The organism is Clostridium sp. JN-9 (assembly GCF_004103695.1).
Lineage (GTDB): Bacteria > Bacillota > Clostridia > Clostridiales > Clostridiaceae > JN-9.
The window spans coordinates 1,124,173-1,145,151 of sequence record NZ_CP035280.1 but is presented as its reverse complement, the minus strand read 5'-3'; the positions used below and the strand labels follow the sequence as shown (position 1 = coordinate 1,145,151).

General features: G+C 30.5%; 18 protein-coding genes. 4 read left to right on the top strand and 14 right to left on the bottom strand.

Going from position 1 to position 20,979, the window contains the following annotated elements; genetic code table 11:
• The 4 genes from EQM05_RS05470 (at position 1) to EQM05_RS05455 (ending at position 3,925) form a co-directional block, all read left to right on the top strand.
• Entirely contained in the window at positions 1-1,080 is a 1,080-nt protein-coding gene (locus EQM05_RS05470; RefSeq protein ID WP_128749103.1) for a GerAB/ArcD/ProY family transporter, read from the top strand.
• Positions 1,081-1,097: 17 nt separating this feature from the next.
• Positions 1,098-2,201 (top strand): Ger(x)C family spore germination protein, encoded by a 1,104-nt coding sequence (locus EQM05_RS05465; protein WP_128749102.1) that lies wholly within the window; start codon positions 1,098-1,100, stop codon positions 2,199-2,201.
• A gap of 16 nt (positions 2,202-2,217) precedes the next feature.
• Positions 2,218-3,519: a chloride channel protein gene (locus EQM05_RS05460; RefSeq protein WP_164917202.1), complete on the top strand. Its 1,302-nt coding sequence runs from the start codon at positions 2,218-2,220 to the stop codon at positions 3,517-3,519.
• Positions 3,520-3,694: 175 nt separating this feature from the next.
• Positions 3,695-3,925: a glutaredoxin domain-containing protein gene (locus EQM05_RS05455; RefSeq protein WP_128749100.1), complete on the top strand. Its 231-nt coding sequence runs from the start codon at positions 3,695-3,697 to the stop codon at positions 3,923-3,925.
• A gap of 110 nt (positions 3,926-4,035) precedes the next feature.
• On the opposite strand, the gene EQM05_RS05450 is transcribed toward EQM05_RS05455, so the two are convergent.
• The 14 genes from EQM05_RS05450 to EQM05_RS05385 form a co-directional block, all read right to left on the bottom strand.
• Complete coding sequence (locus EQM05_RS05450) at positions 4,036-4,410, bottom strand: DUF956 family protein (protein WP_128749099.1); 375 nt, start codon at positions 4,408-4,410, stop codon at positions 4,036-4,038.
• Positions 4,411-4,530: 120 nt separating this feature from the next.
• Complete coding sequence (locus tag EQM05_RS05445) at positions 4,531-5,442, bottom strand: PTS system mannose/fructose/sorbose family transporter subunit IID (RefSeq protein WP_128749098.1); 912 nt, start codon at positions 5,440-5,442, stop codon at positions 4,531-4,533.
• A 17-nt stretch (positions 5,443-5,459) separates the two neighbouring features.
• The gene (locus EQM05_RS05440; RefSeq protein ID WP_128749097.1) at positions 5,460-6,266 is read right to left on the bottom strand and encodes a PTS mannose/fructose/sorbose transporter subunit IIC; all 807 of its coding nucleotides are present in this window, start codon (positions 6,264-6,266) and stop codon (positions 5,460-5,462) included.
• Between the two features lie 44 nt (positions 6,267-6,310).
• Positions 6,311-7,288 carry a mannose/fructose/sorbose PTS transporter subunit IIA gene (locus tag EQM05_RS05435; RefSeq protein ID WP_128749096.1) on the bottom strand — a complete coding sequence of 326 codons (978 nt, stop codon included), beginning with the start codon at positions 7,286-7,288 and terminating at the stop codon, positions 6,311-6,313.
• A 70-nt stretch (positions 7,289-7,358) separates the two neighbouring features.
• Positions 7,359-7,853: a mannose/fructose/sorbose PTS transporter subunit IIB gene (locus tag EQM05_RS05430; RefSeq protein ID WP_128749095.1), complete on the bottom strand. Its 495-nt coding sequence runs from the start codon at positions 7,851-7,853 to the stop codon at positions 7,359-7,361.
• Between the two features lie 220 nt (positions 7,854-8,073).
• Entirely contained in the window at positions 8,074-10,854 is a 2,781-nt protein-coding gene (locus tag EQM05_RS05425; protein ID WP_128749094.1) for a sigma-54-dependent transcriptional regulator, read from the bottom strand.
• Positions 10,855-11,036: 182 nt separating this feature from the next.
• Positions 11,037-13,541, bottom strand: coding sequence for an FtsX-like permease family protein (locus EQM05_RS05420; RefSeq protein WP_128749093.1), 2,505 nt, complete (start codon positions 13,539-13,541; stop codon positions 11,037-11,039).
• On the bottom strand, positions 13,541-14,221 hold the full coding sequence (locus EQM05_RS05415) for an ABC transporter ATP-binding protein (RefSeq protein WP_128749092.1): 681 nt from the start codon (positions 14,219-14,221) through the stop codon (positions 13,541-13,543). The genes EQM05_RS05420 and EQM05_RS05415 overlap by 1 nt, the downstream gene beginning before the upstream one ends.
• Before the next feature lie 98 nt (positions 14,222-14,319).
• On the bottom strand, positions 14,320-15,489 hold the full coding sequence (locus tag EQM05_RS05410; protein WP_128749091.1) for an FtsX-like permease family protein: 1,170 nt from the start codon (positions 15,487-15,489) through the stop codon (positions 14,320-14,322).
• Positions 15,461-16,816 (bottom strand): FtsX-like permease family protein, encoded by a 1,356-nt coding sequence (locus EQM05_RS05405; protein ID WP_128749090.1) that lies wholly within the window; start codon positions 16,814-16,816, stop codon positions 15,461-15,463. Before EQM05_RS05405 ends, EQM05_RS05410 begins: the two co-directional genes overlap by 29 nt.
• A 108-nt stretch (positions 16,817-16,924) precedes the next feature.
• Entirely contained in the window at positions 16,925-17,647 is a 723-nt protein-coding gene (locus EQM05_RS05400) for a S8 family serine peptidase (RefSeq protein ID WP_128749089.1), read from the bottom strand.
• A gap of 14 nt (positions 17,648-17,661) precedes the next feature.
• Positions 17,662-18,141, bottom strand: coding sequence for an ABC transporter permease (locus EQM05_RS05395; protein WP_128749088.1), 480 nt, complete (start codon positions 18,139-18,141; stop codon positions 17,662-17,664).
• A 30-nt stretch (positions 18,142-18,171) separates the two neighbouring features.
• Entirely contained in the window at positions 18,172-20,169 is a 1,998-nt protein-coding gene (locus tag EQM05_RS05390) for an FtsX-like permease family protein (RefSeq protein ID WP_128749087.1), read from the bottom strand.
• Positions 20,169-20,849: an ABC transporter ATP-binding protein gene (locus EQM05_RS05385; protein WP_128749086.1), complete on the bottom strand. Its 681-nt coding sequence runs from the start codon at positions 20,847-20,849 to the stop codon at positions 20,169-20,171. Before EQM05_RS05385 ends, EQM05_RS05390 begins: the two co-directional genes overlap by 1 nt.
• Between the last annotated feature and the right edge of the window lie 130 nt (positions 20,850-20,979).

Here is a 20,979-nt window from a genome sequence, read left to right as displayed (position 1 = left end):
ATGGATAAAAAAGCGAATAATTTATTAACTAATACTCAGTTTGCTTTTATTATTGTTGGAGCCATTGCTGGAATTGCAATGTTAAGCTTACCTAGGGATGTAGTAGAAGCAGCTAAGCAGGATGGATGGATATCAGTAATTATTGGTTCAATTTACCCAATATATATTGTACTTTTAGCAGCATATATAAGCAAAAAATTCCCTAATGACAATATACTGGCTGTAAGCAAAAAGTGTTTTGGGAATAAGCTTGGATCTATATTTAATTTCCTTTATTTAATACAATATATCATTTATTTAACAAGTGTCACTGCTGCTTTTTCAAATATATATAGAACCTTTGTTGTTGATTTTATGAGCAATATAAAAGTTATAGCAATAGTAATTGCCATAAGCCTGTATATAGCCTCCAAGAATATAAAAGAGATTGGAAGAATAAGTGAAATTATTTTCTATGTTTCTATTTTAGTAGTAATCGTACCAGTATTTTCTTTAGAAAAGATAAATATTTTAAATATATTGCCTGTTTTCGGCACCGGTGCTAAAAAAATTTTAAAGGGCAGTTTGAAGACTTTAACAGCTTATAGTAATGCAGAAATTATATTCCTCATATATCCCTTTTTAGGAGATAAGAAGAATGTAAGGAAATTTGGTCTTATAGGAGTTTTAATAGTAACATTTATATATACATGGAATGTGTTTGTAACTATATTTTATTTGGGACCAGATATTACAGTAAAGCGCATCTGGCCATATATGACACCAGCTGGCAGTGTTCCCATCCCTATATTAAATAACTTTATATTTTTATTCATGTTTTCATGGTGTTTTGTAGCTTTTAGAAGTTTGGCTTTACATGGCTTTGCTATTCAATGTATTTCATCTAGTCTTTACTCAAAATTCAGCTCAAAGAAATTTTTAATAGCTATTTATCCCATATTATTGGTTATTACCTATTATTTATATCCTAATGAAATAGCGGCTAGAAATATTACTGGAATCATGATACCTATATTTGTAATTTATAATTTAATATATGCAACTGTAATTGCTATTTTGGTACGATTCAAATTATCTTAAAATAAAGGTTGAGATGTATGAAAAAAAATTATAGGTTTTTAATAATATTTATTGTAATAGCATTTATAACAGCTTTTAAAGCAGGTAAGGAAAAAGTTCCAATTGAAGAAGTTGATATGGCTATTGGAACAGGTGTTGATTTAGAAAATAATAATGAATACAGTCTGCCAATATGTGTCTATTTGTTTAGGGCAAATTCTATTGAAAGTGATGTGAAAGTAGGTAAGTCATTAAGTATTGGAGATACAAGGGAGAATAGACAGCTTAAAAACGATAAGCCCTTTGTTCTTGGCGGTGAAAGGGTACATATTTATTCGGAAGATTTTTGCAGATCTGGTGTAAGGAATGATATGGATATATTATTTAATAATCCCCAGGTAGTTGGTACACCATATTGCCTTGTGTGTAAAGGAAAATCAGAGGATATTTTTAAAACTAAAGTTAAGGGATATGACAGTCCAGTGGATTTTATAGAAGGACTAGCTAAAAATTTAATTAATAATATTTTTTTCGAGGACAATTATAAGCTTATTGACATGTTTGCAAAAATAGATTCAGAAGGAAGAAATGTAAGTCTTCCATATATAGAAATAAAAGATGATAGAATACAAGTAACTGGGGAAGCATTATTTAAGTCCGATAAAATGGTGGCTAAAATAAACGTGGATGAAGCTAAATGGATGAATATTTTACTTCAGGGAGACTCCCGTGGTATACTTACAATTCAAAACACCCCTAAAAAATATGTTAATATGGAAGCACATGCCAAAACCAAAACTAAGTGTTTAAAGGAAGAAGGAAAATATAAATTTATAATAAATGTAGATATAACAGCTGACAGGATAGCAGATGAAATTTATAAGGATACTGCCTTGTTTTCAAAACCTGATACACAAAAAAAGTTAGAAGGTGATTTAAGTTCTTTAGTAAAGAAAAATTGCTATGATTTTATAAAAAAAATGCAAAATGATTATAAAGTAGACTGCCTGGAACTAGGAAGGGTTGCAGCAGCAAAGTATGGCAGGGACACCGGACAGGATTGGAATGACGTGGTTTCCAAATCTGATATAAAAGTTAATGTAAAGGTTCATTTAGATAAATTAGGAAGAGGAGGCTATTAACAGGTTGAATTTTCAAATGGACTATAATATCATTATAAGTATAACTTTCACGAAGGTGGTGTCTACTATTAAATCTATTGTAAAAAATATTGTATTTTTCGGCTTTGTAATGGGTACGGCAGTTGGTATTTTTTGTTGGTCATTTATGTTTCTCATAAATATATCAAGTAATTTTCTATGGCATGAGCTGCCTCAGATTATAAAAGTAAGCAATTTCTCCATTACTATAATTTTATGTATACTGGGTGGAGTAATAATAGGTCTTGGTCAGAAGTATTTAGGTCCATATCCAAAAGAAATGGAAGAAGTACTTCATGAATACAAGGTTACAAAAACTATAGACTATAAACCTCTGCCTGAATATATTGTGTGTGCTTTTTTACCCTTGATTTTTGGAGGCAGTATAGGCCCGGAAGCTGGTCTTTTTGGGATGATAGCTATGTTTTCAACTTTTTTAAGCGTGAAAATTAAAAATTCAAATACTGAATTAAAAGAGGAATTTATAGAAACTTCTACCAGCGCTGTACTTACTGCTATTTTCCAGGTGCCTATTTTCAGTACATTTTCTATTAATAAAGATACAATTCATAAAGCACAGCTTATTTCCAGAAAACTATTAAATTATATTACATATAGCTGTACAGTATTGTCTTCTTTTTTTATAATAAAATTTTTAAATAATTTAACACATAAAGAAAGCTTTATTTTTAAATTAAATCAAAGTCATATTTCCAGTAAAGATCTTTTGGCCTTTATACCTATTATAATTCTTTCAATACTCATAGGTTTATCCTTTAACTACATAGGTCATTTAATAAAATTTATTTGTAATAAAACTAAATTGAGCTTAAATCCATTCCTTGCTGCAATAATTGGAGGATTTATTATAGCACTATTAGGAGCATATTTCCCTGTAATACTTTTTTCAGGTGAACATGCCTTAAGAGGACTTGTTAATAATTATTCGGGAATGGGAGTTTCTTATCTTTTGTTTATTGCTTTTTTAAAGATATTAGCTACTAAAATATCTATTAATTTAAGATGGGTGGGGGGCCAGATATTTCCTACAATATTTGCTTCCTTTTGTATTGCATTTGCCATTAGCGGCATATTAAATATCGATCCCACTTATCTTGTAGCTGTTGCTTCAACTGGAATAATAACAGTAGTGCTAAAGAAGCCTGTTATAGCTGTAGTTTTAATATGTTTCTTCCTGCCTATGACATACTGGATTTTTGCTGTAATATCATCCCTTTTAATAAACTTTGTAATTAATAAATTTAGCAAAAAGTCAGATGCCTTACGAGAACTAGAATAATCAAAAAAACTCCTACCTCTTACCTCTTACTTCTTAGTTATCATTGGCATAGTTTTTGCTATTATTGACTTCAATAATATATTAATATATAATCATTGTATACCCATTAAGGGTATGCAAAATTTATGCACTTAAAATTATTAAAATAAAATTTTATATTTAGGAGGAAAAAAATATGAATGTTACTGTTTATACTACACCTACTTGACCATGGTGCCATAAGGTAAAGGATTACCTAAAATTACAAAATATAGCATTTTCAGAGAAAGATGTATCAAGAGATAGAAATGCTGCAATGGAAATGATACACAAATCAAATCAGCAGGGAGTACCTGTAATTGATATTGACGGGAACATAGTTGTTGGATTTGACAAAGGCAGTATTGATAATTTACTAGGATTATAATTTGCAATGATTTTACAAAAACCTATGCCTTAACAACAGTTTCAGCATAGGTTCTTATATTTATTTATAGACAATATATGAAAATTCCTATTTAAATTATTAAAAACATATCAGCTTTTCTTAAATATTGATTTGAACCCTCTTTTAATCACATCAAAAAAACTTAATGAGCGAACTATATGACTTGGATCAACATATTTTCGAATAGTACGAAGTACTTTCTTTGCATCTTTAGAAGCAAAAGAATATGTACCATTTTTCCTGGTTTTAATGGCATATCGTGGAATCCACTTTCCTTTCAGCAATACGGATGCAATAACATAATCAACTTCTTCCCAGGGAATCTGAATAAATTTGCGGGAATCGTTAGAATTATAAAACTCAAAGCCTTTATCACCAATCATTACTTTTCCATAAGCTGTAACACCTGTGAAATTTGTAGCATCAATTACCAGATCTACCTTTGTATTAAGTGATTGAATCATAGATATGCCTCCTCTTTTCTACTTATACACACATTTGTTTCTATTATATATGTTTTATGTATTAAAAAAAAGCCTAGGCTAAGTAAAAAATATTACATTAACCTAGGCTAAGAAAAAATACTACATTAAACCAATTACGTGGAAAACAACACCTGCTACGAACAGGCCAAGAATAATGGCAATTGGAGATACCTTCTTCTTAAGCAGCCACATACAGAAGAATGTCAATAATAATCCTGCAAGTCCAGGAATCAATGCATCTAAGTTATTTTGCAGTGTTGTAACTTTGTCAGGAGTTAATGACAAACCAGCTTGCTGCTGTAATAGAGCTTGTTTGATACCCTGTGCTCCAGATGGAAGTTTGCTCCAATCAATGTAAGCACCAGGACTTAACTTAACGGATGATACTACAGGTGTAAATTTAACAGATACCCATCTGTTAACTAATGATCCTAAAATAAACATACCAAGGATGGAAGCACCTTTTGTAATATCCTGCAGTAAATTACCTGATACATCATCGGTAATACGAGATCCTGTTTTGTAACCAAACTCTTGTGTGTACCACATAAATGCCATACGAATAGCATTCCAGGCAAGGAAGAATATGATTGGTCCCATAATGTTACCACTTAAAGCAAGAGAAGCACCTAATGCTCCCAGAATTGGCCTTACAGTAAACCAGAAAACTGGATCTCCGATACCAGCTAAAGGCCCCATCATACCAACTTTAACACCTTGAATGGCTACATCATCTACTGGTGCACCATTTGCACGGTCTTCTTCTAAGGCTAATGTTACACCAATAACTGGTGAAGCTAAATATGGGTGAGTGTTAAAGAACTCTAAGTGACGCTGCAATGCAGCTGATCTATCTTCTTTAGTTTTATATAATTTTCTGATTGCTGGAATCAATGAGAATGCCCAGCCACCGTTTTGCATTCTTTCATAGTTCCATGAACCTTGAATGAAAGTTGAACGCCAACAAACAGACATACGATCTTTTTTTGTTAATTTTATTTTCTCTGACATATATGTTCTCTCCTTTCCTAATAATTATCGATAATATCGCCTAATGGATCACCAGTATTTGATCCACCGCCAGTACCTGAGCCGCCTTTTTTACTAAGCGATAAGTAAAGAAGAGCCAAAGCTGTACCAATTACACCTAATCCAATAAGTGTGATTTGTGAAACAGTTGCTAATACAAAACCAATTGCAAAGAATGGCCATACTTCTTTTGTAGCCATCATATTGATTACCATTGCATAACCAACAGCTACAACCATTCCACCACCAATTGCCAAGCCATCTGTTAACCAAACAGGCATAGCTTCAAGTAATGCACGAATTGGGCCAGCGCCAACTGCTAAGATTAAAGCTGCTGGAATTGCAATACGCACACCTTGCATACAAATAGCAATAACATGCCACATTTCAACTTTTCCGATATTTCCTTCTTTAGCATCAGCATCCATGAAATGTATAAACACTGTAGCAATAGTACGACAAATAATTGTTAATAACAGCCCTGCAACTGCTAAAGGAATAGCAATAGCTATAGCTGAAGAAACTCCTGCTTTGCCTTGTCCGCCAAGAACTAAAATAATTGCAGATGCAACAGATGCTAATGCTGCATCAGGTGCTACAGCAGCACCTATATTTGCCCAGCCTAGGGCAATCATTTGAAGACTACCACCTAAGATTAGACATGGTACTAAGTTACCTGTTACCAATCCGATTAACGTACAAGCAACTAGCGGCTGGTGGAATTGGAATTCATCCAGGATACCTTCCATACCAGCTAGAAATGCTATGATAACCACTAATATGATTTGAATTATATTCAAACTCACGATTATTTTCCTCCTTTTTATCTAATTATATCTAAATAATTAGATTATTTTTGATTATTTAATCCCTCTTGTGCCTTTTTAAGGATTTCGTCCATATTTCCTTTTGAATCACCTGGAACCTTACGAACGTCAAAATTAATTCCATATTGTTTAAGCTTATTGAAACTATCAACATCTTCCTGATTGAAAGAAAGCACTTTATTTGGCTGAACCTTACCTGCAGAGTGAGCCATAGAACCAACATTGATTGTCTTTAATGGTACTCCGCCTTCTACAGCTTTAAGCAAATCTTCTGGATTCTCAAAAAGAAGCATTGCACGCTGTCCGCCAAAATGTTTATTGTCTTTTGCAAGTTTAATCATTTGATTAATTGGAACAACATGAGCCTTAACACCTGGAGGAGCAGCCTGTTGAATCAATTTCCTACGAAGCTCATCTCTGGCTACTGCATCTGACACAACAATAATTCTTGTAGGATTCACTTCTTTTGACCAGGAAGTTGATACTTGCCCGTGAAGTAAACGAGAGTCAATACGAGCTAAAACATATTCGAATGATCCAGATGCACCCATATTAGACTTCACAGCTGAAGCCTTTGAAGATTTAGAAGTATCTTTTGGTTCTAATTCTTCAGGTTTAACTTTAACTCCTTCTTTAGCAGTTCCTAAAATTTTAGATGCAATCTCCTGTGCTGATTCTATTGAAGAACGTAAAGTATAAGCCTCAATCACCATTGGCAGATTCATACCAGCTACGATTGCCCATTTATCTTTGTGTTTTTCAAATAGACTACTTGCCTGATTGAATGGTGTACCGCCCCAAAGATCAACTAAGAATAAAACCTCATCTTGGTTGTCAAAGGATGCAATTGCGTTATTCATTTTTGCTTTAATGTCATCAGGACCTTCGCTAGGCGCTAACGTAACAGCTTGCAAGTTTTTTTGCTCTCCAAAAATCATTGTACTGGCTTGTAAGATGCCTTTTGCAAAATCTCCATGACTAGCAAGAATAATTCCTACCATTTTTATACCTCCTATTTTTTATTTATTACAGTAAAATTTATAAAAAAGTTCTAAAAACCTGTAACCAAAATTAATGATTGTGATTTTTTTTCTGAATTAACTCAATAAGATTTTTCTTTCGATCTCCGGGAACTTTTCGAATTTCTAATTCCACTCCCCGTTCTTTTAACTTAAGAAAAGCTTTAATATCTTCTTCATTAACAGAAATAAAGTTTGTTATCATTTTCTTTCCTTCCCTAAAAGACATACCTCCTATATTTACACTCTTTATGTCTACTCCTCCTTCAACCATTTCAACTACATCTGTTGGATTAGTAAATAAGAGTAATACTCTGCTGTTTTCATTTTTAAAATTTTTATATACTCTTATTGCTTTTTCAACTTCCAGTACATTTACTTTGACTCCAGGAGGCGCAACCTGAACTAAAAGTGTTTTTCTGATGGCATCGTTTGCAACATCGTCATTGCATATTATTATTCTGTCACATCTTGTTTCTTTTGACCAAACTGTTGCTACTTGTCCATGTATTAATCTGTCATCAATTCTTGCTAAAACAATTTCCATTTTATAAGTCCTCCGCCTGCTTTGACCACACTTTAGCTGCACTTATATTATTAGCAAGTATTGTGCCAGCAAAGTGTATCAAAAAACTTTAGAGTGCTTAAAGCCATGTACCGCAATGCTTTAGAATTTAATCTCAGCCATTACGTCATTTCTATTAATACACTCTAATTATACTTTTAATACTCTTATATTTTACTTTTAAGTGGTTTTGATATACTTATTAAGATTCGAACATTTCTGCAATGTAACAAATTTCATCCTCATTCAACATAATATTTAATGTGTCTTGAAATATGTTGTTTGCTTTACTTATAATTTTTATTATATTTTTATTTAATTTACTTTTATCATCCTTATATATTAAGCTATCATTGATAAGAGCTCTTTCAAGAGCACAGCCTGTATGGATAATTAGTTTAATACGCATATTGTTGTCGAACTCTTTATTCATGTCTTTTTCTAATACACTTGCAAATTTTATCAATACACTTATTATTTTATATGGATTTAAATAGGTCAAGAACTGTTTTAAACTATCTTCACACAAATCTTTCACTACTATATCCCTGTCTTTTTTTACTATTTTAATATTAGTTCTTTGTATTATACTAATAATTTCCTTTTCACCATTTCCTGAAATCAATGACTCCAATGATATAAAAGGCTTATCTATATTAGGATTTACAATGCCCACTGATGCCAGTATGTTGTAGCTCCTGCTAAGCACTGGAATTTTATTATTTAAATCTTTTATTCCCATAGGAATTATTTCTATGGTCTCGTCAGTTATATTGTATATTATATCTTTCACAAGATCCTTAAGTTTTTCTGCTGTACCCTCACCGGAAGAACATATAGTTATTATAGCTTTTCCTTTACTATTATACTCATCTATATATCTGCTGTACCCCCTGAAATCTTTAAGGGAATTATATATGCTGTCTAAATCCATGTCAAAAATATTTGCTTTTCTAACTGCCTCTAATACTAATGGTGTTGATACCATATCTATAGTCCTGACTTTTATATTTGTTTTTTCAGTAATAATGGCATCAAAACTTGCAAGGGAACCCATGTCAACTAAAAGAAGAACTCCTTTGCCCATATCTATCTCTTTGGCTTTTTCAATCATCTCATCAAGTATTTTTGTGGGACTGATTTCTAATGGCATATCTACGGCTTCCACAACCCCATCTCCAAGCAGATTTTTTGCTACATTAACCATGCTGCTTGCTGTACTGCTTCCATGACAGGCAACTATTACAGCTACATGCCCATTACTTGTATCATATTGAATAGAACTCAAAAGCAGTGTCAAATACATTACTTCCATATCTGGAACCACTATATTATATTTCTCTTCTATTAACTGTTTTATTTCTAATGAAACATTGTACTCCTTAGGATTATCCTTAATAGTGCCTTCTATATTGGTATATTTTAAAGGTCTGTTGTCTTCTACCCTCTTTAAAAATGCACTTAAATGAAGACTTAAAGCATATAGAAATCTTTCGTTTAATTTCTTATCCAGTTTAACTTCTACCATGCGTTTTATCTCTTCTGCAAACTGCAGTATATCCTCATTTACAATTCTTAATATCTTCCCCCTGTCATTTGTGTTGTTTTTAAATTTATCATAAAAACTTTTTATATGCACATTTATATCAGTAGTAATAAATTGTTTAATATACTCTTCATCTATATTTTCATCTTTTAATACTGCTGCTTTATCCTCTATAATCTTATATAAGTTGAAGGGAAGCTCATATGGATCTTCATCTATGAGCATTTTGTATCCGCCCTCTGGTGTTATTACTAAATTAGAATCAATGTAGCTGGATAGCTCTTCAATTTCCTTCCTTTTCCTGCTTAATTGGAAAAGTCCGTTTTTTATATCTGAAGGTAATGACTTAAAATCTATTTCAATAAAATCTTTACTGCCAATACTATTTAAAAAGCCTTTAGCGCATACAAGCTGAATATTAGATTTTAACTGCCCTATATTCCCGTAAGATGCACTTCCTATTAAAGCTTTTACAGCATCAGCTTCAATTCTTATAGGTTTATTTACCCTATGGGATTCATTAGATAATAAAAATTTTACTATATCAAGCTTATCCTTTGCACATCTTTCCTCTAAGCTGGGAATTGTTATTATTATTGGTATCCTTCTTACAAAGGTTTTTAATAATGAAGATCCTGGATCTTCCGTTGTAGCTCCTACTATTAGAACATTGGATTTTCTATTTCTATCAGTTTCACCTAATTTATTATAGGTGCCTGTATCCATGAAGTAAAAAATCATTTCCTGGCCTTCAGGCGGAAGTCTGTGTATTTCATCTAAAAATAACATTCCCCCATCTGCCTTTTCAACCAAGCCCTCTTTTTCACTATCTGCACCTGTAAAAGCTCCTTTTACATGGCCAAAAATTTGTGATATTAATAACTGAGGGTTGTTATAGTAATCAGCACAATTAAACACTATAAATGGTGTATCTTCGCTGAACCTCTTGGCATACTTAGCATAATTGTACATCATGTTTGCAAATAATGTTTTTCCAACTCCAGTCTGCCCCACAATTAAAGTATGCAGACCATTAGGAGGATATAGTACCGCAGCCTTAGCCTGCTCTATTTGATTTTTAAGGCTTGTTTCCGAACCTATTAAATCATTAAATGGATCTTCATCTTTTTCATTTTCATTACTTAATTCAATTAATTTATCTATACTGTCAAATTCTAAAGACTCACCTTGAAGCTTAAATCCAATAATATCCTCTACAGTACTCTTTTCTAAAAACAGCACTGGTCTTCCCTTGATCCTTATTATTCTTTTATCCCTAAGCAGTACGTTTAATTCCATACTCACATTATTTCTAAGTATATCTAATTCTTTTGAGATTTCCGATGCGCTAAATCCTTTTTTTTCTTTTATAGTATCCATGTTAAGTTTTTTTGTATTATCAAGTAAATAATTATATATTTTATCTATACGTTTCAACTTATCAAATTCTCCTTTTTGCAAAATTCAATACATAACAAATCAAATTTTAATACTCTATCAATACAATACCATAATACACTTTTTTATAAATATTAAAAGAAAAAAATTTATGAATTATTCTGCAAAAAAAGAAAAGTAACTATGATATCACTATCATAATTACTTTTCCCTAAATTTATTTAGTCATTTCCCCTAATAGAATCAACAATGCTGTAATCAAATAATTTTCCTGATGCATTCATAGAAGCCAATAAACACATAAGTGTAGTAAATACAAAAACAATTAATATAGAGGTAACAGGAAATTTCCATGTCATTCCTGCAACAAGGCGCCCCCTAAGTGTTATATATATCAAAAAGGTAAATACTGATCCAAGTCCAGCACCCCAAAGTCCTGAGGCTATGCCATAAAACCATCCCTCAAACCTTATCATTTTTTTCACCTGGTTATTTTCAAAACCTATGGCTCTAAGCATTCCAATTTCTCTTTTTCTAAGCATTACATTCATGCTCATAATATTAAATAAATTTATAATACTTACTGCAGCCACTACAATTACAAAACTATAAGCTATTAATGATGTTTGTAAATCCATTTTCTTAGTATTTTTTAATTCATCCTTATAAGATGTTATATTAACGGATCTGTTTCCTTTCAATTTATCCTTTAATGATTTTTCTACTTCATCATAATCTGCATTTTTGCTTAAACTTATTTTCAATTCCTGATATCCATTTAAAGCCATGTATTTTTCAGCATTTTTTGAGCTCATTAGAACTATATTTTCTATTACTTTATCAAGTGTCAGTAAATTTTTATCTAAAATTGCACCCACGGTAAAGCTCTTTTCATTGCCATAATGGTAATCATATAGTGTTATTTTATCTCCTACATTTATTTTAGTATTGTTTCTATAGTTTAAATTTTGAGCTAAAATTACAACAGGTTCATTATCCATACTTGCTGTATTTATCTTTCCCTGCACCACATATTTTTTCATAGAACTTATATCCTCATCAGTGTATCCATATAAAGTTGCATTAAAACTGTATATATGTTTTTCAAGCTGCTGCTTTACAAAAGGTGATTTTTCAGCTTCACTTTGTACTGACTTTATACCACTGCCTGTAACTTTTTGTTCAGGTAATTTCATATATAATGATGACATGCTTTTTTGCTTATTTATTTTACTTATACCATTAATATTTTCAATGTCTTTAATATCTTTATCTGTCAATGAATCCTTTGATGAATTTCTTAGTACAGATACGCTGAAATCTCCACCTATTTGTTTTTTTAAATTTTGTATTGGATCATAGCAGTTAAATATATAAGTTACAATAAAAAACATTATTATACTTATGCTTAAAGAAACTACTGTGGTAACAAATCTTTTCCTATTTCTATTTAAATTTAAATATGCCATATCTGCTGTAAATCCAAATAATTTACCCATAAAACTCTTTCTTTGAAGCTGCTTCTTTATATTCCTGCCTGTAAGTTTCAAATTACTATTTGAACTTATTGCCTCTATAGGGGATATTTTAGAAGCCCTTCTGGCAGAAGAATAAGTTCCCATGAAAATACTTAAAAAGCCTATAACAGTGGAACATATAATGCCTGATTTAGGAATACTCATTATACTGCTAAAATCTTTATATCCAGAAACAAATACAATTATTCCTTTAGTAATAAAGCTGCCTAGAATTATTCCTATGGGAATAAATATACAGCCTAAAATTATTCCTTCCCATAACACAAGCATTTTAATCTGACCAGGCGAGCTTCCTATAGCTCTTAACATTCCAAATTCTTTAATCCTTTCAGTAACTGAAATATTAAATATATTATAAATTATTACAGCTGTTACTATGGCTATAACTATATATAACAATATGCTGACATTGTCTATAATTTTAAATGATTGTACTAATTCTACCTTGGATTCATTTTTGGAAAATGGCACCTTGCTGTATTCATTTGTTGATGCTAATGCCTCAAAGCTTTCTTCTATAGAATGCTTAGGATTTACCATAAAATATCCGCCATATTTAATTAATAAAGAGGGTATTTGAGATTCTACATATTTTTTAGTTACATAAGCAGTTGCTTTATTGTTACCGCCATCTATATTAGTGCTTTTATAAATACCTACTAATTTAAGATGGTTTTCAATTTTTAGTTCTTCACGATTTCCCTTTGAATTTTTATAGTACAGAGTTGAAGTTAAATTTACTTTATCCCCTATTTTGTACTTTTGAGGTAATTTATCCAATATCCAGTCCTGTACTGCTATTTCATTATCATTTTCAGGATATCTTCCCTGCTGCAATTTCATGTTAATAAAATTCGGAATATTTTTATCATAGCCATTTATCTCCAAAATGTAATTGGAATCAGGCACTTGATACAGCCCAAGATTTTCACAAATTGATGTTTTTGTAAAGATGGGATCTTTTTTAAAATCATTTACATTATCTGCACTTGTACTGGAAACCCATATGTCATATGCTCCACCAGCGACATCTATGGCACTTTCATAGGAAGACTTCTTAAATGCATCAAGCATTATGCTTAAAGATATAATTAAACACATAGATAAAATTATACCTATTGCTATAAATGCATTCCTTTTCTTATTTTTAATAAGATTCCTTGGAATCAGTCCCCAGAAACTTTTCACTAATTCACCTTCTTGTCCTCCATAATTTCTCCATCACATATAGTTATAATTCTATTTGCACAAGAAGCTATTTGAGGGTCGTGAGTAATCATAACCAGAGTCTGATTATATTTTTTTATGGATTGGGTAAGTAAGCTCAAAACTTCTTTACTGTTTTTACTGTCTAAGTTTCCTGTGGGCTCATCTGCAAATATAATGGATGGCTTATTTGCCAATGCCCTTGCTATGGAAACTCTCTGCTGCTGCCCGCCGGATATTTCTCCAGGTAAGTGAGTTTTTCTATTCTTAATATCTAAAGTTTCCATTAGTTCATTAATATAGTCCTCATCCACTTTTTTTCCATCCATTAAAAGTGGTAGTTTGATATTTTCCTCTACAGATAATATAGGAATTAAATTAAAGAATTGAAAGATAAAACCTATATTTCTTCTTCTAAATCTTGACAACTCTTTTTCTTTCATAGAATAAATATCAATATCATTGATATACACATGACCTGCTGATGGTTTGTCTAGTCCTGCTAATAAATGCAGAAGAGTACTTTTACCTGATCCGCTAGGCCCTACAATAGCAGTGAATTCACCTTTTTGAATAACTAAGTCGGTTGGTTTAAGTGCTTTAACTGCAGTTTCCCCAAATCCATAGGTTTTTGTTAAATAATTTGTTTTTAATAATTCCACTTTAGAATCCCCTCTCAATACCTTTTACTTATATTTACATTTTAACACTTTATTGCATATTATGAGTGGTTATTTTTATAATATAATAAAATTATTATTTACTCATTACCCCTTATAGAATCCACAATACTTGAACTAAACAATCTCCTAGATGCATTCATGGAAGCCAATAGACAAATAAATATAGTGGCTAAAAGTGATATTACAACAGTTAAAGCAGGAAAACTCCATGTCATTGCGTCAGTAAGTTCCCTTCTGGATACCAGAAACAATAAGTAGGTAAAGATTACTCCAAGTCCTGCCCCCCAAAGTCCTGAAGCTATTCCATAAAATCCTCCCTCAAACCTTATCATTTTTTTCACCTGGTTATTTTCAAAGCCTATGGCTCTAAGCATGCCAATTTCTCTTTTTCTAAGCATTACATTCATGCTCATAATATTGAACAAATTTATTATGCTGACTATAGCTACTACAATTACAAAACTGTAAGTTATCAGTGATGTCTGCAAATTCCTTTCCTTAGTCTTTTCTAATTCCTCCTTATAAGATGTAATCTTAGCTGATCTATTGCCTTTCAATTTATCCTTTAATGATTTTTCTACTTGGTCATAATCTGCATTTTTGCTTAAACTTATTTTCACATCCTGATATCCGTTTAAAAACATGTACTTTTCTGCATTTTTTGAACTCATTATGACTATATTTTCTGTTCCTGAACTTGATATAGGTAAACCTTTACTTAAAATCGCTCCAACAGTAAAGTTTTTTTCATTACCATTACGGTAATCATATAATGATATTTTATCTCCTACATTTATTTTAGTATTGTTACTGTAATTTAAATTTTGAGCTAAAATTACAATAGATTCATTATCCATACTTTCTGTATTTATCTTTCCTTGAACTACATATTTTTTCATAGAATTTATATCCTCATCAGTGTATCCATATACAGCTGCATTAAACCTGAATATATGTTTTTCAAGCTGCTGCTTTACATCAGGTGATTTTTCACCTTTATTTTGTACCAGCTTTATGCCATCTTTAGTTACTTTTTCTTCTGGTACAGTAATATATATTGACATACTTTTTTGCCTACTTATTTTACTTATACCTTTTATATTTTTAATTTCCTGAATATCATTATCTGATATTGAATCTTTTTTTGAATCACTTACCACAGATACACTAAAATCTCCACCTATCTCATTTTTTAAATTTTGTATTGGATCAGTGCTGTTAATTAAATAGCTTACAGTAAAAAACATTACTATACTTATGCGAGACTACTGTGGTAACAAATCTCTTTCTATTTCTATTTAAATTCAAATATGCCATATCTGCTGTAAATCCAAATAATTTACCCATAAAGCTTTTCCTTTGAAGCTGCTTCTTTATATTCCTGCCTGTGAGTTTCAAATTACTATTTGAGCTTATTGCTTCTATAGGAGATATTTTTGATGCTCTTCTGGCAGAAGAATAAGTTCCCATTATAATACTTAAAAAGCCTACTATAATAGAAGCTGTAATTCCCAATTTAGGAATGTTCATTATGCCGCTGAAATTTTTATAACCAGAGGTTAACGATATTACACCTTTAACTATAAAGTTGCCTAGAATTATTCCAATTGGTATAAATATACAGCCTAAAATTAATCCTTCCCCTAAAATAAGCATTTTAATTTGACCAGGCGAGCTTCCTATTGCCCTTAGCATTCCAAATTCCTTAATCCTCTCAGTAACTGAAATATTGAATATATTGTAAATTATTACGGCTGCTACTACACCTATAATTGTGTATAGAACTATGCTGACATAGTCTATACCCTTAAATGCTTGTAACAAATATGCTTTTAAACTATTTTCACTAAAGGGTACTTTTATATATTCATTAGTTGATCTTAATATTTCAATGCTCTTCCCTATAGAATATTTAGGATTTACCATGAAATATCCACCATATTTAATTAATAGAGGGGGTATTTTAGATTCTACATACTTTTTAGTTACATAAGCAGTTGCTTTATTTTTTCCTCCGCTTATATTATTACTTTTGTATATACCTACTAATATAAGTTGGTTTTCAACTTTAAATTCTTCATTATCACCCTTTGAATTCTTATATGACAAAGTTGAAGTTAAATTTACTTTATCCCCTATTTTGTACTTTTGAGGTAATTTATCCAATATCCAGTCCTGCACTGCTATTTCATTATCATTTTCAGGATATCTTCCCTGCTGCAATTTCATATTAATAAAATCCGGAATATTTTTATCATAGCCATTTATCTCTAAAGTGTAGTTAGAATCAGGCACTTGATACAGCCCTAAATTTTCACAAATTGATATTTTTGTAAAGATAGGATCTTTTTTGAATAGATTTACATTATCTGCACTTGTACTGGAAACCCATATATCATATGCTCCACCAGCATTATCTATAGTGCGTTCATAGGAAGACTTCTTAAGCGTATCAAGCATTATGCTTAAAGATATAATTAAACACATAGACAAAACTATGCCTATTGCTATAAATGCATTCTTTTTCTTATTTTTAATAAGATTCCTTGGAATCAGCCCCCAGAAACTTTTCATTAATTCACCCTCTATAAAATAAACATGTCTTACATATATTGTATTCCTTTACAGTTTTATTATATTACCATATACCGGGAATGTAAACATAACTAGGAATGTGGATAACTACTTATTATAATTTCTATAATTTTTCATTCCCTCACTTTTCAAGCAATCTAAAATCTCATTATTCTTTTTAATATTTAATTTCAAAATAATATTACTGATGTGCCCTGTTATATATGCAGCTGATATACTATTTCCGCAAATATGCTTATACTTTTCATTAGAATTGATTATAACATCAGGTAAATGTAATGGAGAATAAAAAAAGTTATTATTATAGTAGAATTCATCGTTTTTTAAATTTATTCCCTTTACACCTACAACATGTTTCAAATATGCAGGATAACTTTTTCTTCCATTATTTTCAGCTGCAGAAACAATTATTACATTGTTTCTATTTAAGGTTTTAGTTATTTTTCTTAATTTAAACCAATATTTAAGTTTTGTTGTTCCTAAACTTAAATGGACTATATTAGGATTATATGACATTGCCTTTTTTAATGCTGCTAGAAGTATTATTCCATTAGTAGTTAAATTTTTATCCAGAATATTAATACTAATAAACTCAACACTATTGCATATAGATTTAATTGTTTCAGCAATTACTGTTCCATGGTCGTTTTCAACTATGGGTTTTGATCTCTCTATTACATTCATGCTAGTATCAAAATTTATTCCAATTTCATCAATTAAGGAATTATTTAAATTGTTTTCTGCAGCATTTATTCCGCTATCAACTAATACAATTCTTACTTTTTTAATTTGATATATTGAACTTTTCATTTAATGACTCCCTTTTATTCGTTGCATCTTATTGAATCTACAATACTAGAAGAAAATATTCTTCTAGATGCATTCATAGATGAAAGTAGGCAAACAACTATGGTTACTAAGAAAAGTATTATTATTGTAATTGCAGAAAAATTCCACGCCATTCCTTGAGTAAGGGATTTTCTTGCAAGTATAAAAATTGCAAAGGATATTACTGTCCCTAAGACTGTTCCCCAAAATCCTGAAACTATACCATAAAATATTCCCTCCGTACGTATCATTTTTTTAATTTCATCATTTCCAAAACCTATGGCCCTAAGCATTCCTATTTCTTTTTTTCTTAGTAATAAATTCATACTCATAATATTAAACAAATTAACAATACTTACTACAGCTACTACAACTACAAAACTATACATTATTAGTGAACGCTGCAAATTATTTTTTTTAGCTTTTTCTAATGCTTCTTTATATGACACTAAAGTAAGAGCACCATTTTCCTTCAACTTTTGTTTTAAAGTTTTTTCAACTTCATACTAATCTGCATTTTTACTTAGGTTAATTTTTACATTTTGATATCCTTTAATATTAAGGTATCTTTCAGCAACTTTATCACTTACAATTATTACATTATTGATTTGTTGATCAGTAGTATTAAAATTATCCTTTAGCAAAGCACCTATAGTAAAAGTTTCACTTTTATAACGGTCAAATCCTCCATCCTTGTTATAAACAGGATAACTTAATTCTATTTTATCTCCCACTTTTAGTTTAGTGTAATTACCATAATTTAAATTTTGACCTAAAATAGCTACTGGTTCTTTTAACATCTTATTTTTATCAATTTCCCCTTGTATTATATTATCTTTAAGGCTATCTAAATCTTCCAATGTATAACCTGCCACTTCTACTTTAAACTTATAATGCTGGCTTTCAAAATTAATCTTTTCTGCTTGTGATGTTTTACTGGCTTTAGCAAGAAATTTTACTCCATCACTAGTAACTGAATCTTTTTGTACTTCCATTAAAGAAGTAAGTCTTTTCTCATTAACTATTTTGTCTATACCATTTATATCTTTAATATCACTTAAATCTTTATCTGATAAGGCATATTTGGGTTGATCCTGCGCTGAGGTTATTACGAAGTCCCCTCCCATTTTAGCTTTGATGCCATTTATAGGATCTGCACAATTAATTAAATAGTTTACAAGCATAAACATTATTATACTAATGCTCAATGAAATCACAGTAGTTATAAATCTTTTTTTATTTCTATTTAAATTTAAATATGCCATATCTGTTGTGAATCCAAAGTTTTTATTTATTATATTTTTTATATGTGAATTTTTCTTTATATCTTTACCTTTTAATTGTAAATTATTATTTGAATTAATAGCCTCTATTGGAGATATTTTAGAAGCTTTTTTAGCTGGGAAAAAAGTACCCATTATTATAGTTAAAAAACCTATTATAAAAGAAGCTATAATGCCGCTTTTAGGTATATTCATTATTCCACTAAAATCATTATATCCTGATATAAGAATAATAATGTTTTTAACTACAAAGTTTCCAATGATAATTCCTAATGATATAAATATACAGCCTAATGTTAATCCTTCACCTAGCACTAACATCTTGATATTTGATGATGAAGCACCTATAGCTCTCAGCATACCAAATTCCCTTGTTCTTTCTGTAACCGACATATTAAATATGTTGTAAATTATTACACTTGCTACAATACTTATTACTATATATAAAATTATACTAACAAAATCGATAGTCTTATATGCTTGTAATAAACTTAATTTATCATAATTCATGTAAAATTCTATTTTTTCATAATTATTAGTTGCTGGTAATTTCATAAAACTTTCTTTCAAAGGCAATTCTGGTTTTAAATTTAAATATCCACTATATAATCTCTCTTTTGTCGGTACCACAACTTCAGCATAACCTTTAGGTATATATGCTAATCCTGTGTTTTTTAGTTGATAGTTACTTTTATATTGGAAAATGCCTGTTAATGTAAACTCTTTTTCTTCATTAACTTTTTCAAACTTGCCTATAGTTAAGTTTAATTTAATTTTGTCCCCTATTTTATATTTTTTAGGCATAGCATCTAATATCCAATCTTGAACTGCTATTTCATTATTATTTTGAGGGTATCTTCCTTGTAATAGTTTGAAATTAACCAGTTCTGATATGTTTTTATCATACCCATTTACCTCTAAAATGTACTTAGAATTAGGTACTTGATAAGTTCCGAAGTTTACATAAGTTGATATTTTATTTACCAAAGGATCTTTATATAAATTTTCTAAAGCATTTTTATTCCAGGAATAAAATGTTCCATCATAGTCTCCACCACAAATATCCAACATACGTTTATAGGAGGAACTTTTCAAAGTGTCAAGCATTATACTTAAAGAAATAATCAAGGAAGTTGATAATATTAAACCTACCGCAATAAATACAATCTTTTTCTTATTTTTAATAAGATTCCTTGGAATCAGCCCCCAGAAACTTTTCATTAATTCACCTTCTTGTCCTCCATAATTTCTCCATCACATATAGTTATAATTCTATCTGCACAGGAAGCTATTTGAGGGTCATGAGTAATCATAACCAGAGTCTGATTATATTTTTTTATAGATTTGGTAAGTAAGCTTAAAACTTCTTTACTGTTTTTACTGTCTAAGTTTCCTGTGGGCTCATCTGCAAATATGATTGATGGTTTATTTGCCAATGCCCTTGCTATGGAAACTCTCTGCTGCTGCCCGCCGGATATCTCCCCTGGTAAGTGAGTTTTTCTATTCTTAATATCTAAAGTTTCCATTAGTTCATTAATATAATCCTCATCCACTTTTTTACCGTCCATTAAAAGTGGTAGTTTGATATTTTCTTCTACAGATAATATAGGAATTAAATTAAAGAATTGAAAGATAAAACCTATATTTCTTCTTCTGAATCTTGATAACTCTTTTTCTTTCATAGAATAAATATCAATATCGTTAATATACACGTGACCTGCTGATGGTTTGTCCAGTCCTGCTAATAAATGCAGAAGAGTACTTTTACCTGATCCGCTAGGTCCTACAATAGCAGTAAATTCACCTTTTTGAATAACTAAGTCAGTTGGTTTAAGTGCTTTAACTGCAGTTTCCCCAAAGCCATAGGTTTTTGTTAAATAATTTGTTTTTAATAATTCCATTAATATCACCCCCATATAAAATAAGCACGTCTTACATATATTGTATTCCTTTACAGTTTTATTATATTACCATATATTGAGAATGTAAATCTAATTAATTAGCACTATCCATTTACATACATTACAATAT